18 protein-coding genes are annotated in these 14,981 nt (G+C 59.6%); 6 read left to right on the forward strand and 12 right to left on the reverse strand.

What is annotated here, in order from left to right:
- Window positions 1–38 precede the first annotated feature (38 nt).
- From catE to FS804_RS12840, 3 genes are all read left to right on the forward strand, one after another.
- Window positions 39–2,180: a catalase C gene (gene catE, locus FS804_RS12830; RefSeq protein ID WP_144577010.1), complete on the forward strand. Its 2,142-nt coding sequence runs from the start codon at window positions 39–41 to the stop codon at window positions 2,178–2,180.
- A 49-nt stretch (window positions 2,181–2,229) separates the two neighbouring features.
- Window positions 2,230–2,730 (forward strand): ferritin-like domain-containing protein, encoded by a 501-nt coding sequence (locus FS804_RS12835; protein ID WP_063948118.1) that lies wholly within the window; start codon window positions 2,230–2,232, stop codon window positions 2,728–2,730.
- A gap of 185 nt (window positions 2,731–2,915) precedes the next feature.
- Window positions 2,916–3,539 (forward strand): cysteine hydrolase family protein, encoded by a 624-nt coding sequence (locus FS804_RS12840; RefSeq protein WP_186376790.1) that lies wholly within the window; start codon window positions 2,916–2,918, stop codon window positions 3,537–3,539.
- 5 nt (window positions 3,540–3,544) lie between these two features.
- Here the strand turns inward: FS804_RS12840 and FS804_RS12845 are convergent, their stop codons facing one another.
- Entirely contained in the window at window positions 3,545–4,339 is a 795-nt protein-coding gene (locus tag FS804_RS12845) for an SDR family oxidoreductase (RefSeq protein ID WP_144577011.1), read from the reverse strand.
- Window positions 4,340–4,348: 9 nt separating this feature from the next.
- Window positions 4,349–5,518 (reverse strand): zinc-dependent alcohol dehydrogenase, encoded by a 1,170-nt coding sequence (locus tag FS804_RS12850; protein WP_063948115.1) that lies wholly within the window; start codon window positions 5,516–5,518, stop codon window positions 4,349–4,351.
- A 161-nt stretch (window positions 5,519–5,679) separates the two neighbouring features.
- Between FS804_RS12850 and FS804_RS12855 the strand changes: the two genes are divergently transcribed.
- Window positions 5,680–5,886: a hypothetical protein gene (locus FS804_RS12855; protein ID WP_063948114.1), complete on the forward strand. Its 207-nt coding sequence runs from the start codon at window positions 5,680–5,682 to the stop codon at window positions 5,884–5,886.
- A 113-nt stretch (window positions 5,887–5,999) separates the two neighbouring features.
- Here the strand turns inward: FS804_RS12855 and FS804_RS12860 are convergent, their stop codons facing one another.
- Entirely contained in the window at window positions 6,000–6,230 is a 231-nt protein-coding gene (locus FS804_RS12860; RefSeq protein WP_144577012.1) for a hypothetical protein, read from the reverse strand.
- A gap of 162 nt (window positions 6,231–6,392) precedes the next feature.
- Between FS804_RS12860 and FS804_RS12865 the strand changes: the two genes are divergently transcribed.
- Window positions 6,393–6,917, forward strand: coding sequence for a sigma-70 family RNA polymerase sigma factor (locus FS804_RS12865; RefSeq protein WP_063948112.1), 525 nt, complete (start codon window positions 6,393–6,395; stop codon window positions 6,915–6,917).
- A 146-nt stretch (window positions 6,918–7,063) separates the two neighbouring features.
- Here FS804_RS12865 and treZ read toward each other — a convergent pair whose 3' ends face one another.
- From treZ to FS804_RS12905, 8 genes are all read right to left on the reverse strand, one after another.
- Window positions 7,064–8,845 (reverse strand): malto-oligosyltrehalose trehalohydrolase, encoded by a 1,782-nt coding sequence (gene treZ / locus FS804_RS12870; protein ID WP_144577013.1) that lies wholly within the window; start codon window positions 8,843–8,845, stop codon window positions 7,064–7,066.
- A gap of 24 nt (window positions 8,846–8,869) precedes the next feature.
- On the reverse strand, window positions 8,870–10,399 hold the full coding sequence (gene glgA, locus FS804_RS12875; RefSeq protein WP_144577014.1) for a glycogen synthase GlgA: 1,530 nt from the start codon (window positions 10,397–10,399) through the stop codon (window positions 8,870–8,872).
- A 90-nt stretch (window positions 10,400–10,489) separates the two neighbouring features.
- Window positions 10,490–10,672 carry a hypothetical protein gene (locus tag FS804_RS12880; RefSeq protein WP_063948109.1) on the reverse strand — a complete coding sequence of 61 codons (183 nt, stop codon included), beginning with the start codon at window positions 10,670–10,672 and terminating at the stop codon, window positions 10,490–10,492.
- A 189-nt stretch (window positions 10,673–10,861) separates the two neighbouring features.
- Window positions 10,862–11,089, reverse strand: a complete 228-nt coding sequence (locus tag FS804_RS12885) for a hypothetical protein (RefSeq protein ID WP_144577015.1) — start codon at window positions 11,087–11,089, stop codon at window positions 10,862–10,864.
- Window positions 11,090–11,231: 142 nt separating this feature from the next.
- Window positions 11,232–11,996 (reverse strand): Crp/Fnr family transcriptional regulator, encoded by a 765-nt coding sequence (locus FS804_RS12890; protein WP_144577016.1) that lies wholly within the window; start codon window positions 11,994–11,996, stop codon window positions 11,232–11,234.
- A gap of 15 nt (window positions 11,997–12,011) precedes the next feature.
- Window positions 12,012–12,371, reverse strand: a complete 360-nt coding sequence (locus FS804_RS12895; protein WP_144577017.1) for a hypothetical protein — start codon at window positions 12,369–12,371, stop codon at window positions 12,012–12,014.
- A gap of 258 nt (window positions 12,372–12,629) precedes the next feature.
- Window positions 12,630–12,968 (reverse strand): hypothetical protein, encoded by a 339-nt coding sequence (locus FS804_RS12900; RefSeq protein ID WP_144577018.1) that lies wholly within the window; start codon window positions 12,966–12,968, stop codon window positions 12,630–12,632.
- An 89-nt stretch (window positions 12,969–13,057) separates the two neighbouring features.
- Complete coding sequence (locus FS804_RS12905; protein WP_144577019.1) at window positions 13,058–13,714, reverse strand: UdgX family uracil-DNA binding protein; 657 nt, start codon at window positions 13,712–13,714, stop codon at window positions 13,058–13,060.
- A 258-nt stretch (window positions 13,715–13,972) separates the two neighbouring features.
- Between FS804_RS12905 and FS804_RS12910 the strand changes: the two genes are divergently transcribed.
- Window positions 13,973–14,719: a Crp/Fnr family transcriptional regulator gene (locus tag FS804_RS12910; RefSeq protein WP_144577020.1), complete on the forward strand. Its 747-nt coding sequence runs from the start codon at window positions 13,973–13,975 to the stop codon at window positions 14,717–14,719.
- On the opposite strand, the gene FS804_RS12915 is transcribed toward FS804_RS12910, so the two are convergent.
- Window positions 14,702–14,941, reverse strand: a complete 240-nt coding sequence (locus tag FS804_RS12915) for a hypothetical protein (RefSeq protein WP_063948184.1) — start codon at window positions 14,939–14,941, stop codon at window positions 14,702–14,704. The two genes, FS804_RS12910 and FS804_RS12915, sit on opposite strands and share 18 nt — an antisense overlap.
- Between the last annotated feature and the right edge of the window lie 40 nt (window positions 14,942–14,981).

Raw genomic sequence — 14,981 nt, forward strand, 5'->3', positions numbered from 1 at the left:
TTGCACAAGGCCCCCGGTCAACGCCCTCAGGAGCTCCCATGGCCAAGAAACCAGAATCCATTTCATCCGCCACCGTCACCATTCATGACCAAAAGCTCGTCCGCGGTGCGGGGGGCGAACTGCACCAGACCGCCAGCGGTGGCGAGCCGGTGCTCACCACTGCCCAGGGCGGGCCGGTTGCGGACGACCAGAATTCGCTGCGGGTGGGGCCTCGCGGGCCCCTTCTCATCGATGATTTCCATTTCCGCGAGAAGCTTTTCCATTTTGACCATGAGAGGATTCCAGAGCGCGTGGTTCACGCCCGCGGGTATGGCGCGCATGGCTATTTCGAAACTTACGATTCCCTTGCCGCCCATACCAAGGCCGATCTCTTCCAACGGGCCGGTGAAAAGACCCCGGCCTTCGTGCGGTTTTCGACGGTTGCCGGCAACAAGGGCTCGGCCGACCTTGCGCGGGATGTGCGCGGTTTCGCCGTGAAGATTTACACGAAAGAAGGGAACTGGGACCTCGTCGGCAACAACATTCCTGTTTTCTTCATACAGGATGCAATCAAGTTTCCAGATGTCGTCCATGCTGCCAAGCAGGAGCCCGACCGGGCGTTTCCGCAGGCGCAGACGGCGCATGACACCTTCTGGGATTTCATCAGCCTCACGCCGGAAAGCATGCACATGGTCATGTGGATCATGTCAGACCGGACAATTCCGCGTTCCTTCCGGTTCATGGAAGGGTTCGGCGTGCACACCTTCCGTTTCGTCAACGCGAAGGAAGAATCGACCTTCGTGAAGTTTCACTGGAAGCCGAAGCTCGGCTTGCAGTCGGTGGCTTGGAACGAGGCGGTCAAGATCAACGGCGCCGATCCCGATTTCCACCGGCGCGATCTCTGGAATGCGATCCAGTCCGGCAATTTCCCGGAATGGGAGCTGCAGGTGCAGCTGTTCGACCAGGATTTCGCCGACAGCTTCGATTTCGACGTCCTCGATCCCACCAAGATCATCCCTGAAGAGATACTGGCGCCAAAGCCGATCGGACGGCTGGTTCTTGACCGCATGCCGGACAACTTCTTTGCCGAGACCGAGCAGGTGGCGTTCATGACGCAGAACGTGCCGCCGGGCATCGATTTCAGCAATGATCCCCTGCTGCAGGGGCGGAATTTTTCCTATCTCGACACACAGCTCAAGCGTCTGGGCGGCCCGAATTTCACGCATCTGCCGATCAACGCGCCCAAGTGTCCTTTCGCGCATTTCCAGCAGGATGGCCATATGGCGATGCGCAACCCGACCGGCCGGGCCAATTACCAGCCGAATTCCTTCGGTGAGGGCCCGCGGGAATCGCCGGAGCGCGGCTTCCGCCATTTCCCTTCGCAGGAGCAGGGGACAAAGGCGAGGCTGCGGCCGGAGAGTTTCGCCGATCACTATAGTCAGGCGCGGCAGTTCTACATCAGTCAGACCCCGCCGGAGCAGCGCCACATCGCGTCTGCGCTCACCTTCGAACTCAGCAAGGTGGAAACTCCCGTCATCCGCGAGAGGATGGTAGCCCATCTTCTCAACATCGATGAGACCCTGGCCGCCACGGTTGCGCAGAAGCTTGGCTTTAAAACCATGCCGAAGGCGGCTGATGCCGCCATGCCGACACGTCAGGACCTGGAGCCTTCGCCAGCGCTCAGCATCGTTGAGAGGGGCCCCAAAAGGTTCGAGGGTCGCAAGCTCGGTATCCTCGTTACCGATGGTGTCGACACAAAACTGCTGAAGGGTCTGACAAAAGCCGTAACGGCAGAAAAAGCCGTGTTCGAATTGATCGCCCCAAAGGTGGGCGGCGTAACCGCGGCGGACGGCACCTTCATCGAGGCGCACCATATGATCGATGGCGGACCTTCCGTGCTTTTCGACGCGGTTGCGCTGCTGACATCGGCGGCGGCGATCGACGAACTGGTCAAGGAAGCCACGGCCCGCGATTTCGTCGCGGACGCGTTCCAGCACTGCAAATTCATCGGTTACGACCAGTCGGCGCTGCCGCTGCTCGAAAAAGCGGGAATCGCTGATGCCATGGACGAAGGGGTGCTGGCCTTGCCGGGCGAAGGCGGCCTTGCGGCTTTCGTGTCCGAGCTCGGCAAGCTCCGGGTCTGGGGGCGCGAGCCGTCCGTGAAGCTCGGCAAGGCCTCCATCCCCGTCAGTGATCAATGAAGAAGCAACTGATTTCGCACTCACCAACCACAGCAACAGGAGACTAAAAATGGCTGAGAAGACATTGGAAGACCTTTTCCTCGACACGGTGAAGGACATTTATTTTGCCGAGCGCCAAATTCTCAAGGCGCTTCCGAAAATGGCGCGGGCTGCGCAGTCGCCCGAGTTGAAGGCCGCGTTCGAAAAGCATCGGGATGAGACCGAGGTTCACGTCGAGCGTTTGCAGAACGTCTTCGAGCTACTGGGCAAGCCGGCACGTGGCAAGACCTGTGAGGCGATCCAGGGCATCATCGCCGAAGGCGAAGAGATCATGGAGGAATTCAAGGGCTCGCCCGCACTCGATGCCGGGCTGATCTCTTCGGCGCAGGCGGTGGAGCATTACGAGATCACCCGCTATGGAACCTTGAAAACCTGGGCGACCGAACTCGGCATGAAGGAAGCGGCCAAGCTGTTTGAGCAGACGCTTGGCGAAGAAAGTGCGACGGATACCGCCCTGTCGTCGCTCGCGCAGGCGAGCGCCAACGTCAAGGGCAAGTCCAAGGCGGCGTAAGCCGGTCGTTAACGGTAGGTGCCGCCCGGAGCGGCGACACCTACAGGTAAAAACTGTTCTTCTTTCATGCGAGGCTGAACCATGGGGCTGTTTCGCGGTTCGCATCCGTCCACACCTCATCCTGCTCTATCCCTGGCGCCAAGGCCTGTTTCTCATGGTCAAATCAGGAGGTAAGGAGGAGAAGGATGGTCGAATTTTCGCCCGATGGAGACTGGCGCCACCTGTGTGTCGATATGCAGCGTGTCTTCGCGGAGGATACGCCGTGGCACGTCGAATGGATGGACCGCATCAGCGAAGCGGTGGAGGCGGTGGTTGAGGCCGATCCGGCGCGCTGCATCTTCACCTGTTTTGTGCCACCTGAAACCGTCGCTGGCGCGCCCGGTGCCTGGCGCGTCTACTATGAAAAGTGGCCGATGATGACGCGGGAGGCACTAGCCCCTGAACTCATTGAGATCATTCCGTCGTTGTCCCGTTACAGTCCACCCGCCCGTGTCTTTCGAAAAAGCGTCTATTCGCCATGGCAGCACGGCGGCCTTGCCGACATTCTGCGGAAGGAGCAGGTCTCGACGGTGGTGATTTCGGGCGGAGAGACGGACGTCTGCGTTCTTGCCACCGTTCTGGGAGCGATAGACCAGGGTTTTCATGTCATTCTTGCAGAAGATGCACTGTGCAGTGGCACGGATGCGACACATGATGCAGCGCTGGAGCTTCTCTCCGGCCGCTTCTCGACGCAGTTGCAGGTGTGTACGACGGAGATGCTGCTTGCGGCCCTGCCTTCCCGGGCAGCACCGCAGTTCAAGATGCCATAGGCAGATCAATCGCCCTCCGGCTCGGCCATTTTCCGATGCTGTCTGGCAAGGGTTTCGGCTGGCATTACATTCGCGGCGGCGGTCGTCAGCTTGTTTTTCCAGCCGGAGACGACGTCGCCCTCTCCATTCATCATGGCCTCGTAACCCACCTGCGCAACAAAGCCCGGGTCATCCTTCTTCTGTTTGCCGACCGGGGTGTCGAGCATGTCAGCACGTTCGAAAAACGCCGTCTCGGTTGCGCCCGGCATCAGGCAGGTGACTGTGACGCCGGAGCCGTTGAGCTCTTCGCGAAGTGCGAAAGAGAAGGAATTGATGAAGGCCTTCGTGGCGTTATAGACGGCCTGAAAGGTGCCGGGCATGAAGCCTGCAATTGAGCCGGTGAACAGAATCCGCCCGCTGCCGCGCTGTCGCATGCCGTTGCCGATCGCATGGACCAGCGCCACTGTGCCGCTGATATTGGTGGCTATCACCCTTTGAATCGCCTCCATTTGCTGGTCGAGGAAGCCATCGCCCAGCCCCTGTCCAGCATTCGCAAACAACAGGTCGACTGGCCGTCCGTCCGCTGCGATGCGGGAGAGGAGCTTCTCGACGCCTGCCTGCGTGGAAAGATCGGCCTGCACCGCCTCCACCTCTGTGCCCGCTGCCCGCAACCGGGCTGCTGCGCTTTCGATTTCCGTCTCGTCAGCCACCACGATGAGGTCGTAACCATCCTGCACGGCGCATCGCGCCAGCTCGTATCCGATGCCGGAGGAAGCGCCGGTAACGACGGCCAGCCCTTTGCGGGAAATATCCGGGTTCATGTTCGCCTCCTATGGCTTCAAAACGACCTTGATGCAGCCATCGTCGCGATGGCTGAACGTTTTGTAGAGATCGGGGCCATCCTCGAGGCCGGCGCGGTGGGTGATGACGAAGGACGGGTCGATCTCGCCCTTCTCGATCCGTTCCAGCAAAGTGGGCAGATAGGCCTGCACGGGCGTCTGCGCCATCCGGAAGGTCAGGCCGCGATTGATGGCCGAGCCCATCGGAATCTTGTCGAGGAAACCGCCGTAAACGCCGACGACCGAAACGGTGCCGAAGTTGCGGCAGCAATAGATCGCCTGCCGCAACACATGCGGACGGTCCGTCCCCATGAAGGTCGCGACCTTGATACGGTCAATCCGCGAATCCCAGCCTGCGGCCGGATCCGGCTCGGTGCCCACGGCGTCGATGCAGGCATCCGCACCTCGGCCATGGGTCAGTTCCATGATCCGCTCGTAAATATCCTCATCCAGGTAATTCAGCGTGAGCGCGCCGGCAGAGGCAGCAAGGGCGATCCGATCAGGGACGGAATCGATTGCAATCACCCTTTCGGCACCCAGAAGGAAGGCGGAGCGAATGGCCATCTGGCCGACGGGTCCGCAGCCCCAGATAGCGATGGTATCACCGGGCTGGATATTGCAGAAATCCGCTGCCATGTAACCGGTCGGGAAAATATCCGAAAGGAACAGGACCTGCTCGTCCGTCAGCCCGTCGGGAACCTTGAGGGGCCCGACATCGGCGTATGGAACCCGCATATATTCGGCCTGTCCACCGCTGAAACCGCCGAGCAGGTGGGTATAGCCGAACAGGCCTGCAGGGGAATTGCCCCACATTTCCTTGACCTTGTGTGGATTGGGGTTGCTGCGCTCGCAGCCTGAATGAAATCCTCTTTTGCAAAAGAAACATTCCCCGCAGGCAATGGTAAAGGGAACGACGACGCGGTCACCGACCTTCAGCGCCTTGTTGTCCCTGCCGACTTCTACGACTTCGCCCATGGTCTCGTGGCCCATGATGTCGCCGCGATGCATGTCGGGCATGATGCCATTATAGAGGTGGAGATCCGAGCCGCAGATGGCGCAGGCCGTCACTTTAATGATTGCGTCGCGGCCGTGCTCGATTTTTGGATCGGGGACACTCTCACAGCGAATGTCGTGCTTTCCGTGCCAGGTGAGTGCCTTCATTGTCGGAGTTCCTTCCGTATCGAGGGATGGCAAGTTGCGCCGCGTCCGGGCCTAACCGGGGTCCTCCGTCGAAGTTCCCGACAGTTTGGCATCGATAAGAGGGAACAAGCCCGACCGAGCGCGGTTAGGCTGCCTATCTTCCAACAACAGGAGGTCGAGCCGTGACCCAGACGACCCAGAAAGTCGATCATGAAGCCGCAGACAGCCTGAACATCGAGGCCGCCACCCCGAAAGTGATCAAGATCGTCGTGGGCGAGCGGACGGTCCTTGAGGGCGTCTTGAACACCGGCAGCGTTCTCAGGGTGGAAACCCGGGAGGGTGCTGAGCCGCAGTCCATTGAATTGACGATCGAGGACCTGGCGAAGTGAGGGCCTGAAGCATTTCCGGTGACCATCGCGGCACGGGAAATGCTCCATCCCTTTGTTTTTGGCAGCTGGTTCGACGCCGATGCGAACACGCTTCGGCGGCTCCAGCCGTCAGGTCAACCCCTGAAATCGCCTTCATTACTGTCTCGCTCGTCGTAGTTCAGGTCCCAGTCCTTCTCGGGTTTTTTGGCGCCGGGAGGTAATTTGTTTGCGGTCGCGTCGTCCGAGCCGGTGATAACCCTCGGTTTTGCACTCGCGACGCCGTTGTTATCGGATGTTTTTTTGCCGCGGGCGAATTGAGGTTCGCTGTCTTTGTGGATTTGGTTGAGCTTGTCGTCCTTGGTCATGACGTCCTCCTTGATGGCTGCCTAACCATTCTGAAGCCGCCCTGTTCCCGCGTGTTGCGACACTCCTTCTGGAGTAAGGCGGCGGATATTGCGCCATTGTACGCTGGCGTACTGCAACCAAGGCCCGGCCGAGACATTTGCCTATCGTGAAAGGATGGGAAGATGACCAAGCACGCAGTGAGTGGAGTTTCCGGAAACACATTGAGTGAAGAGCAACTGGAGGTGTTGCGCACGGGCATTGCGGATCTGGCGCCGGCTTTAACGGCTTTTGCCCGACGCTTTGTCAGAAATGAGGAGGATGTCGACGATCTCGTTCAGGAGACGATGTTGCGGGGGCTGCGGTCACTGCACGGGTTTACACCCGGCACCGCATTGAAGTCGTGGCTTTTCACGATCCTGCGTAACACGTTCTGCACCCGCTACAAGGTTTCCAAACGCGAATGTGTCGGCCTTCCCGTCGGCATCGAACAGACGATGTCCACGCCCGCCAATCAGGAATGGCGCGTGCAGCATCACGAGGTCATGCGGGCGATCCGCGATCTCGACACGGACCAGAAAAAGGCCCTGCTCCTGGTCGCCGGCGGAACGAGTTACTCGGACGCCGCCTCGATTTGCGGCTGCCGCGTGGGCACCATCAAAAGCCGCGTTAACAGAGCGCGGGAATCGCTACGGCGCAATCTCGATTAAAGTCTGATTGCTCATCGAGCGGGCGGCTCGTCCGACCAACCGTATGCGCTGAAAAGCCTCTCCGGCGAATCGCCGGAAATCTTTTTCCAATGAATTGAACCGGCCGCGCAAAACATTGCCGCGGCCGTTTTCTTTCCTTACTCCTGTCAGCGGTCACCGATCGCAAATTGCAGGGCATAAGCGCCATAGTCCGTGCCCTCGATACTGCCGTGCCGGAGAAAGGCTTCCCCCTGCACAGCTGGAAGACTGGTGAGGTTTGGTGAAAGGTTGGCGCGCATTTCCAGCCGCCCCGCTGTGAAATACCAGTCGATCGCCAGACACTGCGTCTCACAGTCTAGGGAAACGCCCCTCTCGAAATCCGAGCGCAGGAGCGACCAGATGTACCGACGTCGTTTCTCAAGTAACGCCTTCATCCTTTCCCTCGCCAGCTTCCCCTCGGTCGTTTCCGCTTCATCCCACTTCAGGGTTGAGACCTGCATCGTGTGCGGATCATTCGGATCCAACACCACCTGTGGGGCATCGGGCGGCAATTCGCCCTGGAAGCTTTCCGCCTGTTTCAGCCGGTTCTTGATCTCCTGCTCCCGGTCGTTTTCGGGGTGGTCGGAAAAAAAGAAGAACGGGTTGGTCGAACCATGGTCGTCGCCCATGAACATCAGCGGCGTCTGCGGGGCAAGGAGGAGGATCGTCTCAAGCGTATCGAAAAGGGGACGTTGTATCAGGGAACGCAGCCGCTCGCCCCGCAGGCGGTTACCGGCCTGATCGTGGTTATGCAGAAAGTTTACGAACCGGTGGGGCGCAAGATGGCTGCTGGGTTCACCGCTGCCGGCAAAATTATGAGAAGGCCGCGGGTGGCCCTGATAGACAAAGCCGGTTGCGAGCGAGCGGCGAAGACCGTCATAGGGCTGCTTGGCGAAATCTTCGTAAATGCCACCATCCTCCTGCGTGGTGGCAACATGGATCACGTGGTGAAAGTCGTCGTTCCATTCCGCATCGACAGCGACGAGGCCATCAGACGAAGGTGTCATCGGTGAGGCTGCATTTCGCGCGTCTTCGGTGACGATATGGACATGCCTGTCTGTTATCGTCCGCTTCACGTGCCGTGCCATCTCGATCAGAAAATCCACGTCTCCATCGCCGCCGGCGAGATGGTCGGCGGCATCGATCCGCAGCCCGTCAAACCGATAGGCCTCGAGCCAGTAGAGCGCGTTCTGGAGAAAGAACGACCGCACCTCGGCGCGGTTGAAGTCCGGCGCGGGTCCCCACGGCGTTCCGCCCTGTTTGAAGAACGCTGGCGCGAAGGTCTCAATCGCGTTTCCCGTCGTGCCGAAGTGGTTATAGACGACATCCAGCAACACCATCAGGCCATGGCCATGGGCCTCATCGATGAAGGCCTTGAGGTCTTCGGGCGTGCCGTAATCCCGCTGGGGCGCGAATTGCAGAACGCCGTCATAACCCCAGCCGCGACTGCCCGAGAAGGTCGCAAGCGGCATGAGTTCGACCACTGTCACACCGATGCTTGCGAGATATTCGAGCTTTGTCGCGGCGGCGGCATATGTTCCTTCTTTTGTAAAAGTTCCGACATGAAGCTCATAGACGACCGCTTCGTGCCAGGGCCGGCCTTTCCAATCGGGGTTTTTCCAGTGGAAGTCATGGTTGACGATCAGGGAGGGGCCGAGCGGGCCTTCCTCCTGCCGGTGGGAAGCGGGATCTGAAACCCTTGTCCCGTCATCCAATATGAAGCCGTAGCGATCGCCGGCGGAGGTGGGTTTTGTGATGTGATGCCAGCCGTCCCCGGCCGGTTGCATGTTGGATTCCGCATCGTTCAGCCATAATCTCACTGCGGCCGATGCGGGCGCCCAGATCGTAAATTCCGTTTCGCCGGATTGCTCTCGCTGGGCGCCCCATTTGCGATATTTGCCTGCATCCATCATCAACCTCCTGTTGTCGGAGGTCTAACCCGTTGATGATCCTGCGGTTCCCGCCAGTCGCCTGTCAGCCCTTATCTTTGCGAAGGTCTCGGACGTGATGTGGGGAAAGGTGTCTCCGGCGGATGCGTCCGGGCCGACGAGGCTTTCGAAAAGCGACATATACTGCGCGGCACTCTTGTCCCAGGAAAAATTGGCCTGCATTGCCTGCGCCTGAAGCCGTCTGAAAAGCTGGCGGTCATTATAGGCATCAATCGCGCGGTCGAGTGCTGCGCGCAAATCCTCCTCATTTGCCGGTTCGAACTGAAAACCCGTCGCCACCCCCGCCTCGATGGCCGCGTCATTTGCATCTATGATGGTTTCGGCAAGCCCGCCCGTGCGGCTGACGATGGGAAGCGCACCGTAGCGGAGCGCGTAGAGTTGTGTGAGCCCGCAGGGCTCGAACCGGGAAGGCTGGATGATGAAGTCTGAGCCCGCCTGGATCATATGCGCGAGCCGTTCATCGTAACCGATATGGGCGCAAACCAGCTCAGGGTACCGCTTCGCCAGCGCCCGCAGATTTTCTTCCAGCGCCGTGTCACCCTCGCCATGAATGATTAGCCTGCCTTTTCGCGCGATGATCAGCGGCACGACCTGCGGGAGGAGGTCTATACCTTTTTGCCAGGTCAGGCGGCTGACCACGCCGAAGACAGGACCCTGCGTCGGGGCAAGGCCGAGGGCCTGAAGCAGGGCATATTTGTTCAGGCTTCGTCGGGTGGCCGTCGCAGCGGTGAAATTTGCTATGATGTAAGGATCGGTTGCAGGGTCCCACACATCCTGGTCGACACCGTTGACGATGCCACGCAGGTCATCGCGCCGAACGGCCAGCACACCATGCATGCCCATGCCCATGTCCGGTGTCAGGATTTCTCTCGCATAGGTCGGACTGACTGTCGTCACGGCTGAGGCCGTCGTGAGACCGCCCTTCAGAAAGGAAATGTCGCCATAATATTCAAGGCAGTCGACGGTGCAAAGGTGCGGGGGCAAGCCCAGCACGCCGGCCCGGCCCATTGCATATTGCCCCTGAAAGGCCAGATTGTGAAGGGTGAGGACGGTGGGCACCTTGGGTGTCGCCTCTGAAAGATAAACGCAGGTCAGCGCCGCATGCCAGTCATGGACATGGACAAGATCGGGCTTCCAGTCGGCCATGGCCCCAAGGGCAATCTCTGCCGCCACCTTGGATAGCACCGCGAAGCGCAGGTCATTGTCGCCGAAGGGCTCGCCTTTCATGCCGTAGGGATGGCCGTCCCTGTCGAACAGGTCTGCCGCCTCGAGAAGGAGAAGTCGATGCCCTTTGGCGGCGACGGCGTAAACCGATACTGGCCATCCGAGAATATCGGTCTTCAGACACGGTGTCTGGCCGCGAACGAGGGGGATCAGCTTGCGGTAAAGGGGCAGCAGAGTGCGAACGTCTGCGCCCAGTTTTGCGAGCGCCTCCGGCAGCGCCCCTGCCGCATCGGCCAATCCGCCGGTCTTGACGAAGGGAAACAGTTCGGCCGTGACGGCAAGAATGCGCATGTGGCGCCTCCGGGAACGCGTGGATATCAAACGGCAGGAACCCGGAGACGGAGCGGCGGCAGCGCGCAGCCGTCTACCGGAAGCAGGGGGCTATCGGTCCTGCTGGTGACCCTGGTGGGTGGTGTTGATCTTGATGTTTGCCTGCCTGCCGGTCCGTGTTGAAACCTTTTGTTCCTTGACCGGAGAAGCCTCTTCCGTGTTCAGGCGTTCATTGTCGCCTGACCCCTCGTGGCTTCTGTTTTCCTCGGGGATGGGGAGCGTTTTGCGGGTCATCGTCTACCTCGTCGGGCCTGAGTTCGTGGAGCAATCCGAACCATGCCCGCGTGGCTTTGTTCCTGCCTGTTCGATCACCTTTTATGGTGCGGTCGGGAAGAATTCAAAGGCAGGATGAGGCGTAACAATCCTGCTGGCCGCGGTGGGAACTTCGGCCGTGACGCGTTGCCTTTCATCCCGAACGGGATGTCAACGGACCCGTAGCTTGGTCCTGAAATAGAGGGCGGTCAGTTGCTGGAGTTTCAGCGGGTCAACGACGCCACGATCATACATTTTCAGAACGTAGCGGGCGACTTCGGCGCGGCAGAGGGCAGGGTCCGGCTCGGCCGAGACGACATTGTCGAAGGCTGCCTTAACGATATTGATGTCGTCGTCCAGGAATATTCCCGAACTCTGGTACTCGTGATTGGCATACATTTCACCTCCTCGAAATGCGTCCGGCATTTCACAGCGTGAGGGAAGATGCATCCATCTTATAGGGAAACCGCCAAAGGTAAATGTCCGCCACCGTACCAAACCGATGGCGCGAAAATCCTCCCGTGCGGCGCCTGCTGCCGCTTCAGACCGCGGTAAGATTACCCAGCGGCGGCTCCGAAGGGTGCGCGCGCCGGAAGCGAGCGAGCATGCGGTTTCCCTCGTCTTCGGGCAGACCGTAGAGCTCGCCGGCATAGGTTTCCAGTGTCTCGCGGTTCCTGATCGTGATCCGACCTCTTTCAGAACGAATGAAGCCATGGCTCTCAAGAACGTGCAGCGCATCCGTCACGCTTGCACGCCGCACTGCCAGCATCGTTGACAGAAAGTCGTGTGTCAGATGCAGGGAATTGCCTTCGACACGGTCGTGACACATCAAAAGCCAGCGCGCGAGACGCTCGGTGACCGACTGGATGGCGTTGGAGGAAGCCGTGCACTCAACCTGCACCCTGGCGATATGATGCGCGCAGGCCAGAATGTCGAAGAACACCCGATGTTTTGCCAGCAGCGTTTCAAACGACCCTATGTCAAGGGCAAGTGCCTCACCGGGGGCCTGCATCACGATCTCGGTCATGTTTCTCGGCGCGCCCGCCACTGCGGCCATGGGAACGAAACCCTCTCTGCCAATGAGTCCCGCTTCAGTCTTTCGCCCGGATTTCGAGACGACAACGACGGACGCGATGCCGGAAGAAAGGAAGAAGACGCGCTCGATCGGCGCGCCAGCGGATATCAGCACATCGCCCAGCACAAGCTCTACCGCGCTGCAGGCTCCCACTACCTCGCGCCTGACATCCTCAGGCAAAAGAGAAAACAGAATATTCGCTTCACCATGGCCCTGCGGTCGCTCCAGCATAACACGTGCCTCGCTCTAATGCCTGGTGCCTCCTCCCTGCGCAACCAGGGCGGAGACGATGGTTTCGATATCTTCCGAACGCTCGGAGAGGATAAAAGGTCCCGGTGCACTGTCGATAACGGTCGCGGGAACGAAAAAAAGATAGGGTATTGCTTCGGCTTCCAGTCTCTCGGTCAGCTGCAGGATAACGTCCGGCTCGTAACGGATGTCGACGATCGCCGCTGCGAATTCCAGCGCGTCCTCCCGTTCCAGGTGATCAGCCGTGTAGGGCCCTTCTAGGCCAACGCGGGCATTCGACCAGGCCTTCGTGATCTCGGGTGTCACGGTATCGGTCATCCCGATGATAGCGATGGTGAGGCGTTTGACAGTCTCCATGGCTTTCTCCTCGCATCCCATCGCATGCACTGACCTTCCAGGCCACCATAGCGCCTGAAAGGCGCAATTCCAGCCGTCCAATCAAGCGAAATCTGAAATATGCGCAAGAGAGGCAAAGGAGCCACGGATCGATCCGATCTTGGCGCCTGGATGAAGTTCCATGGTAAGTGGACCTCATCATGGTACAGGCGCAGGGGGCTCGGACAGCTGCCGCACAGACCGCCGCCCCATCGAGACGCGGCTGGTCTTCGATGCCGCTTAAATCTTGCCGGCTCTTAGACTGGAGCGGTCAAACGATGCGGGGTAGCTGACCTCGCCACTCCTGCGCCGCAAAGGCATATCCACCTGATAGGGCACTGCTACTGTTGGCTGTGATGAGGTGCGCCACCGGCTGATGGCCGCGGCATCGGTCAAGGGCGAATTGGCGACCGGACCGGAAGCCTTTGCCGTGTCCGCGGATAATAAATCGCTTTGAAGCTCTTTTGCCGCTGACAAAGCCATATGGCGGCTGGGGTACACGCCTCGTATCACACCGGAGATAACGACAGCCCATCCATTTTCATGGGCGATGATCTTGTGTTCGATTTTCTTGTGCATGGTTTTAACGCCTCCCTGTTTGGGAGTCCCTAACCACGATGGGAAAGGCTTGTTCCTGATGGTCGGACCGAATGCAGCAGATGCGGCGGTTACGAGGTTTCGGCAAGGATCTCCTCTATCCTGTGCAGGTCGGCGATGAACGCGCGCTGCTGTCGGTGGGCATCGTCGCGGTCGCGAAGGCGCAGGAGATAGGAGGGGTGTATCGTGACCAGGAGGCGCGTGCCGAAAGGCGTCGTCAGGAGGTTGCCGCGTTCGCTGGTCACGCCGGTTCTACGCCCGGTCAGTGTATAAAAAGCGGTAGCGCCCATGGCCACGATCAGCTCGGGGGCAAGCAGGCGCAGCTCTGCTGCCAGCCACCAGGCGCAGCTTTGAACCTCGCCGCTATTCGGGCGTTCATGCAACCGCCGCTTGCCGCGCTGTTCGAATTTGAAATGTTTGACGGCGTTCGTCACATAACATTGCGAGCGGTCGACGCCGGCTTCCTGGAGACATTGGTCGAGGAGACGGCCGGCTGGTCCGACAAAGGGTCTGCCTTTCCGGTCCTCCTCATTGCCGGGCTGCTCACCGACGAGAACCACGCGCGCTTTCGCGCTGCCTTCGCCGAAAACCAGCTGGGTGGCGTCTCGGTAGAGATCACATCTCCGGCACCCCTTTGCCTCGTCCCGGAGGGCTCCCAAAGAGGTGGCATCCGCGCCACCGGACTGGAAGGCAGGAGGCGGTTTTCTGCTTGGCCTTTTCTCCGTCACGGCGGTTTCTCCATCCTCGCCGGTTATCAGGACCGTTCCCCATCATTTGGCAAGCCATACCCAATCGCGGTATTTCGGGTTATCATGCTGTTTCAAGCTTGGGCAGGAATTGCGAATTTTGGTCATCCTGCGAGGCAGAGACGCCCCTTTCTGCAAATTTGTACGGTAACGTACTCACTGTTTTCATTCATTTTTCCCCTGCTAATATGATTCTGCAGGTTAATGTTTCGAGCAGAGGGGCGAACGGGGCGAACCGCTATGCTTGGATCAAATTTTGTTTTCTATAACCGATTGTTGAAAACCCTCGGCACGGAACGGCTGTCGCAGCTCGCCGCCCGTATGGAACCGGTAAACCTGCCGGCCGGGCACCAGCTCGTCGGTGCCGGCATGCCGATCTCCCATCTCTGTTTCATCGAAACCGGGCTCGCATCGACCATCGTGCATGATGAGGGCGGCAAGGGTATCGAGACCGTGCTTGTCGGGCGCGAGGGGATTACCGGCTGGCCCGCACTGCTGGGCGCAGAAACCACGCCGGATGAGACCGTGATGAGCGTGACCGGGCGCGGCTACCTCATCCCGGCTGCCGAAGTATTGCGGGATATGGAAGAGGATGCGCGTCTGCGCGAGCTTCTGCTCGGTTACGTCAATATCTGCATGCTTCAGGTCGGCCAGCTCGTGCTGGCGAACGGGCAATACAGCCTGCGCGAAAGGCTCGCGCGATGGTTGCTGATGTGCCATGACCGGCTCGATACCGATGACCTGCCGATTACCCATGAGTTCCTCTCCACGGTTCTTGGCGTGCGCCGGCCCGGCATCACCAATGAATTGCATATTCTCGAGGGCATTCATGCGATCCGCGCCAGCCGCGGCAAGGTCCGCATCATCAATCGCCGCATCCTGGAAAGCGTTGCCGACGCGACCTATGGCGTCCCCGAAAAAGAATATGAGCGGCTGATGGCGCGCATGCAGACGGATGTCGACGCGCCGTCAGCCATTTCTGTCTAACGCATCGGCAAAGCGGACGACTGTCAGAACCTCCTGCTGCGCGTTGCGGATGATGATGCACCCTCCGGAGATGTCGCGGCCCTGCAGGATGGCATCGCTCATCAGCGCGCGGGCATCTTTCAGCGCCTCCTCGATCGCCTGGTCGAGCGAGGGCAGAACGCTCCCTTCCTGATCATCAAGGACATTCTTGCCACTGATCACAGTGAAGAAAAATCTCGGCATTTCGGTCTTCCCGGCTAAGGCGTTGTCGTCGCCGCCATGC

It is taken from the genome of Agrobacterium sp. DE0009 (assembly GCF_007680755.1).
Lineage (GTDB): Bacteria > Pseudomonadota > Alphaproteobacteria > Rhizobiales > Rhizobiaceae > Agrobacterium > Agrobacterium tumefaciens_B.

Coding starts and splice junctions, on each gene's coding strand:
- FS804_RS12845 (WP_144577011.1), bottom strand. CDS start 4,339: ATGAACCCGGATATTTCCCGCAAAGGGCTGGCCGTCGTTACCGGCGCT.
- FS804_RS12840 (WP_186376790.1), top strand. CDS start 2,916: ATGGTCGAATTTTCGCCCGATGGAGACTGGCGCCACCTGTGTGTCGAT.
- treZ (WP_144577013.1), bottom strand. CDS start 8,845: ATGGATGCAGGCAAATATCGCAAATGGGGCGCCCAGCGAGAGCAATCC.
- glgA (WP_144577014.1), bottom strand. CDS start 10,399: ATGCGCATTCTTGCCGTCACGGCCGAACTGTTTCCCTTCGTCAAGACC.
- FS804_RS12890 (WP_144577016.1), bottom strand. CDS start 11,996: ATGCTGGAGCGACCGCAGGGCCATGGTGAAGCGAATATTCTGTTTTCT.
- FS804_RS12850 (WP_063948115.1), bottom strand. CDS start 5,518: ATGAAGGCACTCACCTGGCACGGAAAGCACGACATTCGCTGTGAGAGT.
- FS804_RS12880 (WP_063948109.1), bottom strand. CDS start 10,672: ATGACCCGCAAAACGCTCCCCATCCCCGAGGAAAACAGAAGCCACGAG.
- catE (WP_144577010.1), top strand. CDS start 39: ATGGCCAAGAAACCAGAATCCATTTCATCCGCCACCGTCACCATTCAT.
- FS804_RS12865 (WP_063948112.1), top strand. CDS start 6,393: ATGACCAAGCACGCAGTGAGTGGAGTTTCCGGAAACACATTGAGTGAA.
- FS804_RS12895 (WP_144577017.1), bottom strand. CDS start 12,371: ATGGAGACTGTCAAACGCCTCACCATCGCTATCATCGGGATGACCGAT.
- FS804_RS12910 (WP_144577020.1), top strand. CDS start 13,973: ATGCTTGGATCAAATTTTGTTTTCTATAACCGATTGTTGAAAACCCTC.
- FS804_RS12915 (WP_063948184.1), bottom strand. CDS start 14,941: ATGCCGAGATTTTTCTTCACTGTGATCAGTGGCAAGAATGTCCTTGAT.
- FS804_RS12860 (WP_144577012.1), bottom strand. CDS start 6,230: ATGACCAAGGACGACAAGCTCAACCAAATCCACAAAGACAGCGAACCT.
- FS804_RS12885 (WP_144577015.1), bottom strand. CDS start 11,089: ATGTATGCCAATCACGAGTACCAGAGTTCGGGAATATTCCTGGACGAC.
- FS804_RS12835 (WP_063948118.1), top strand. CDS start 2,230: ATGGCTGAGAAGACATTGGAAGACCTTTTCCTCGACACGGTGAAGGAC.
- FS804_RS12900 (WP_144577018.1), bottom strand. CDS start 12,968: ATGCACAAGAAAATCGAACACAAGATCATCGCCCATGAAAATGGATGG.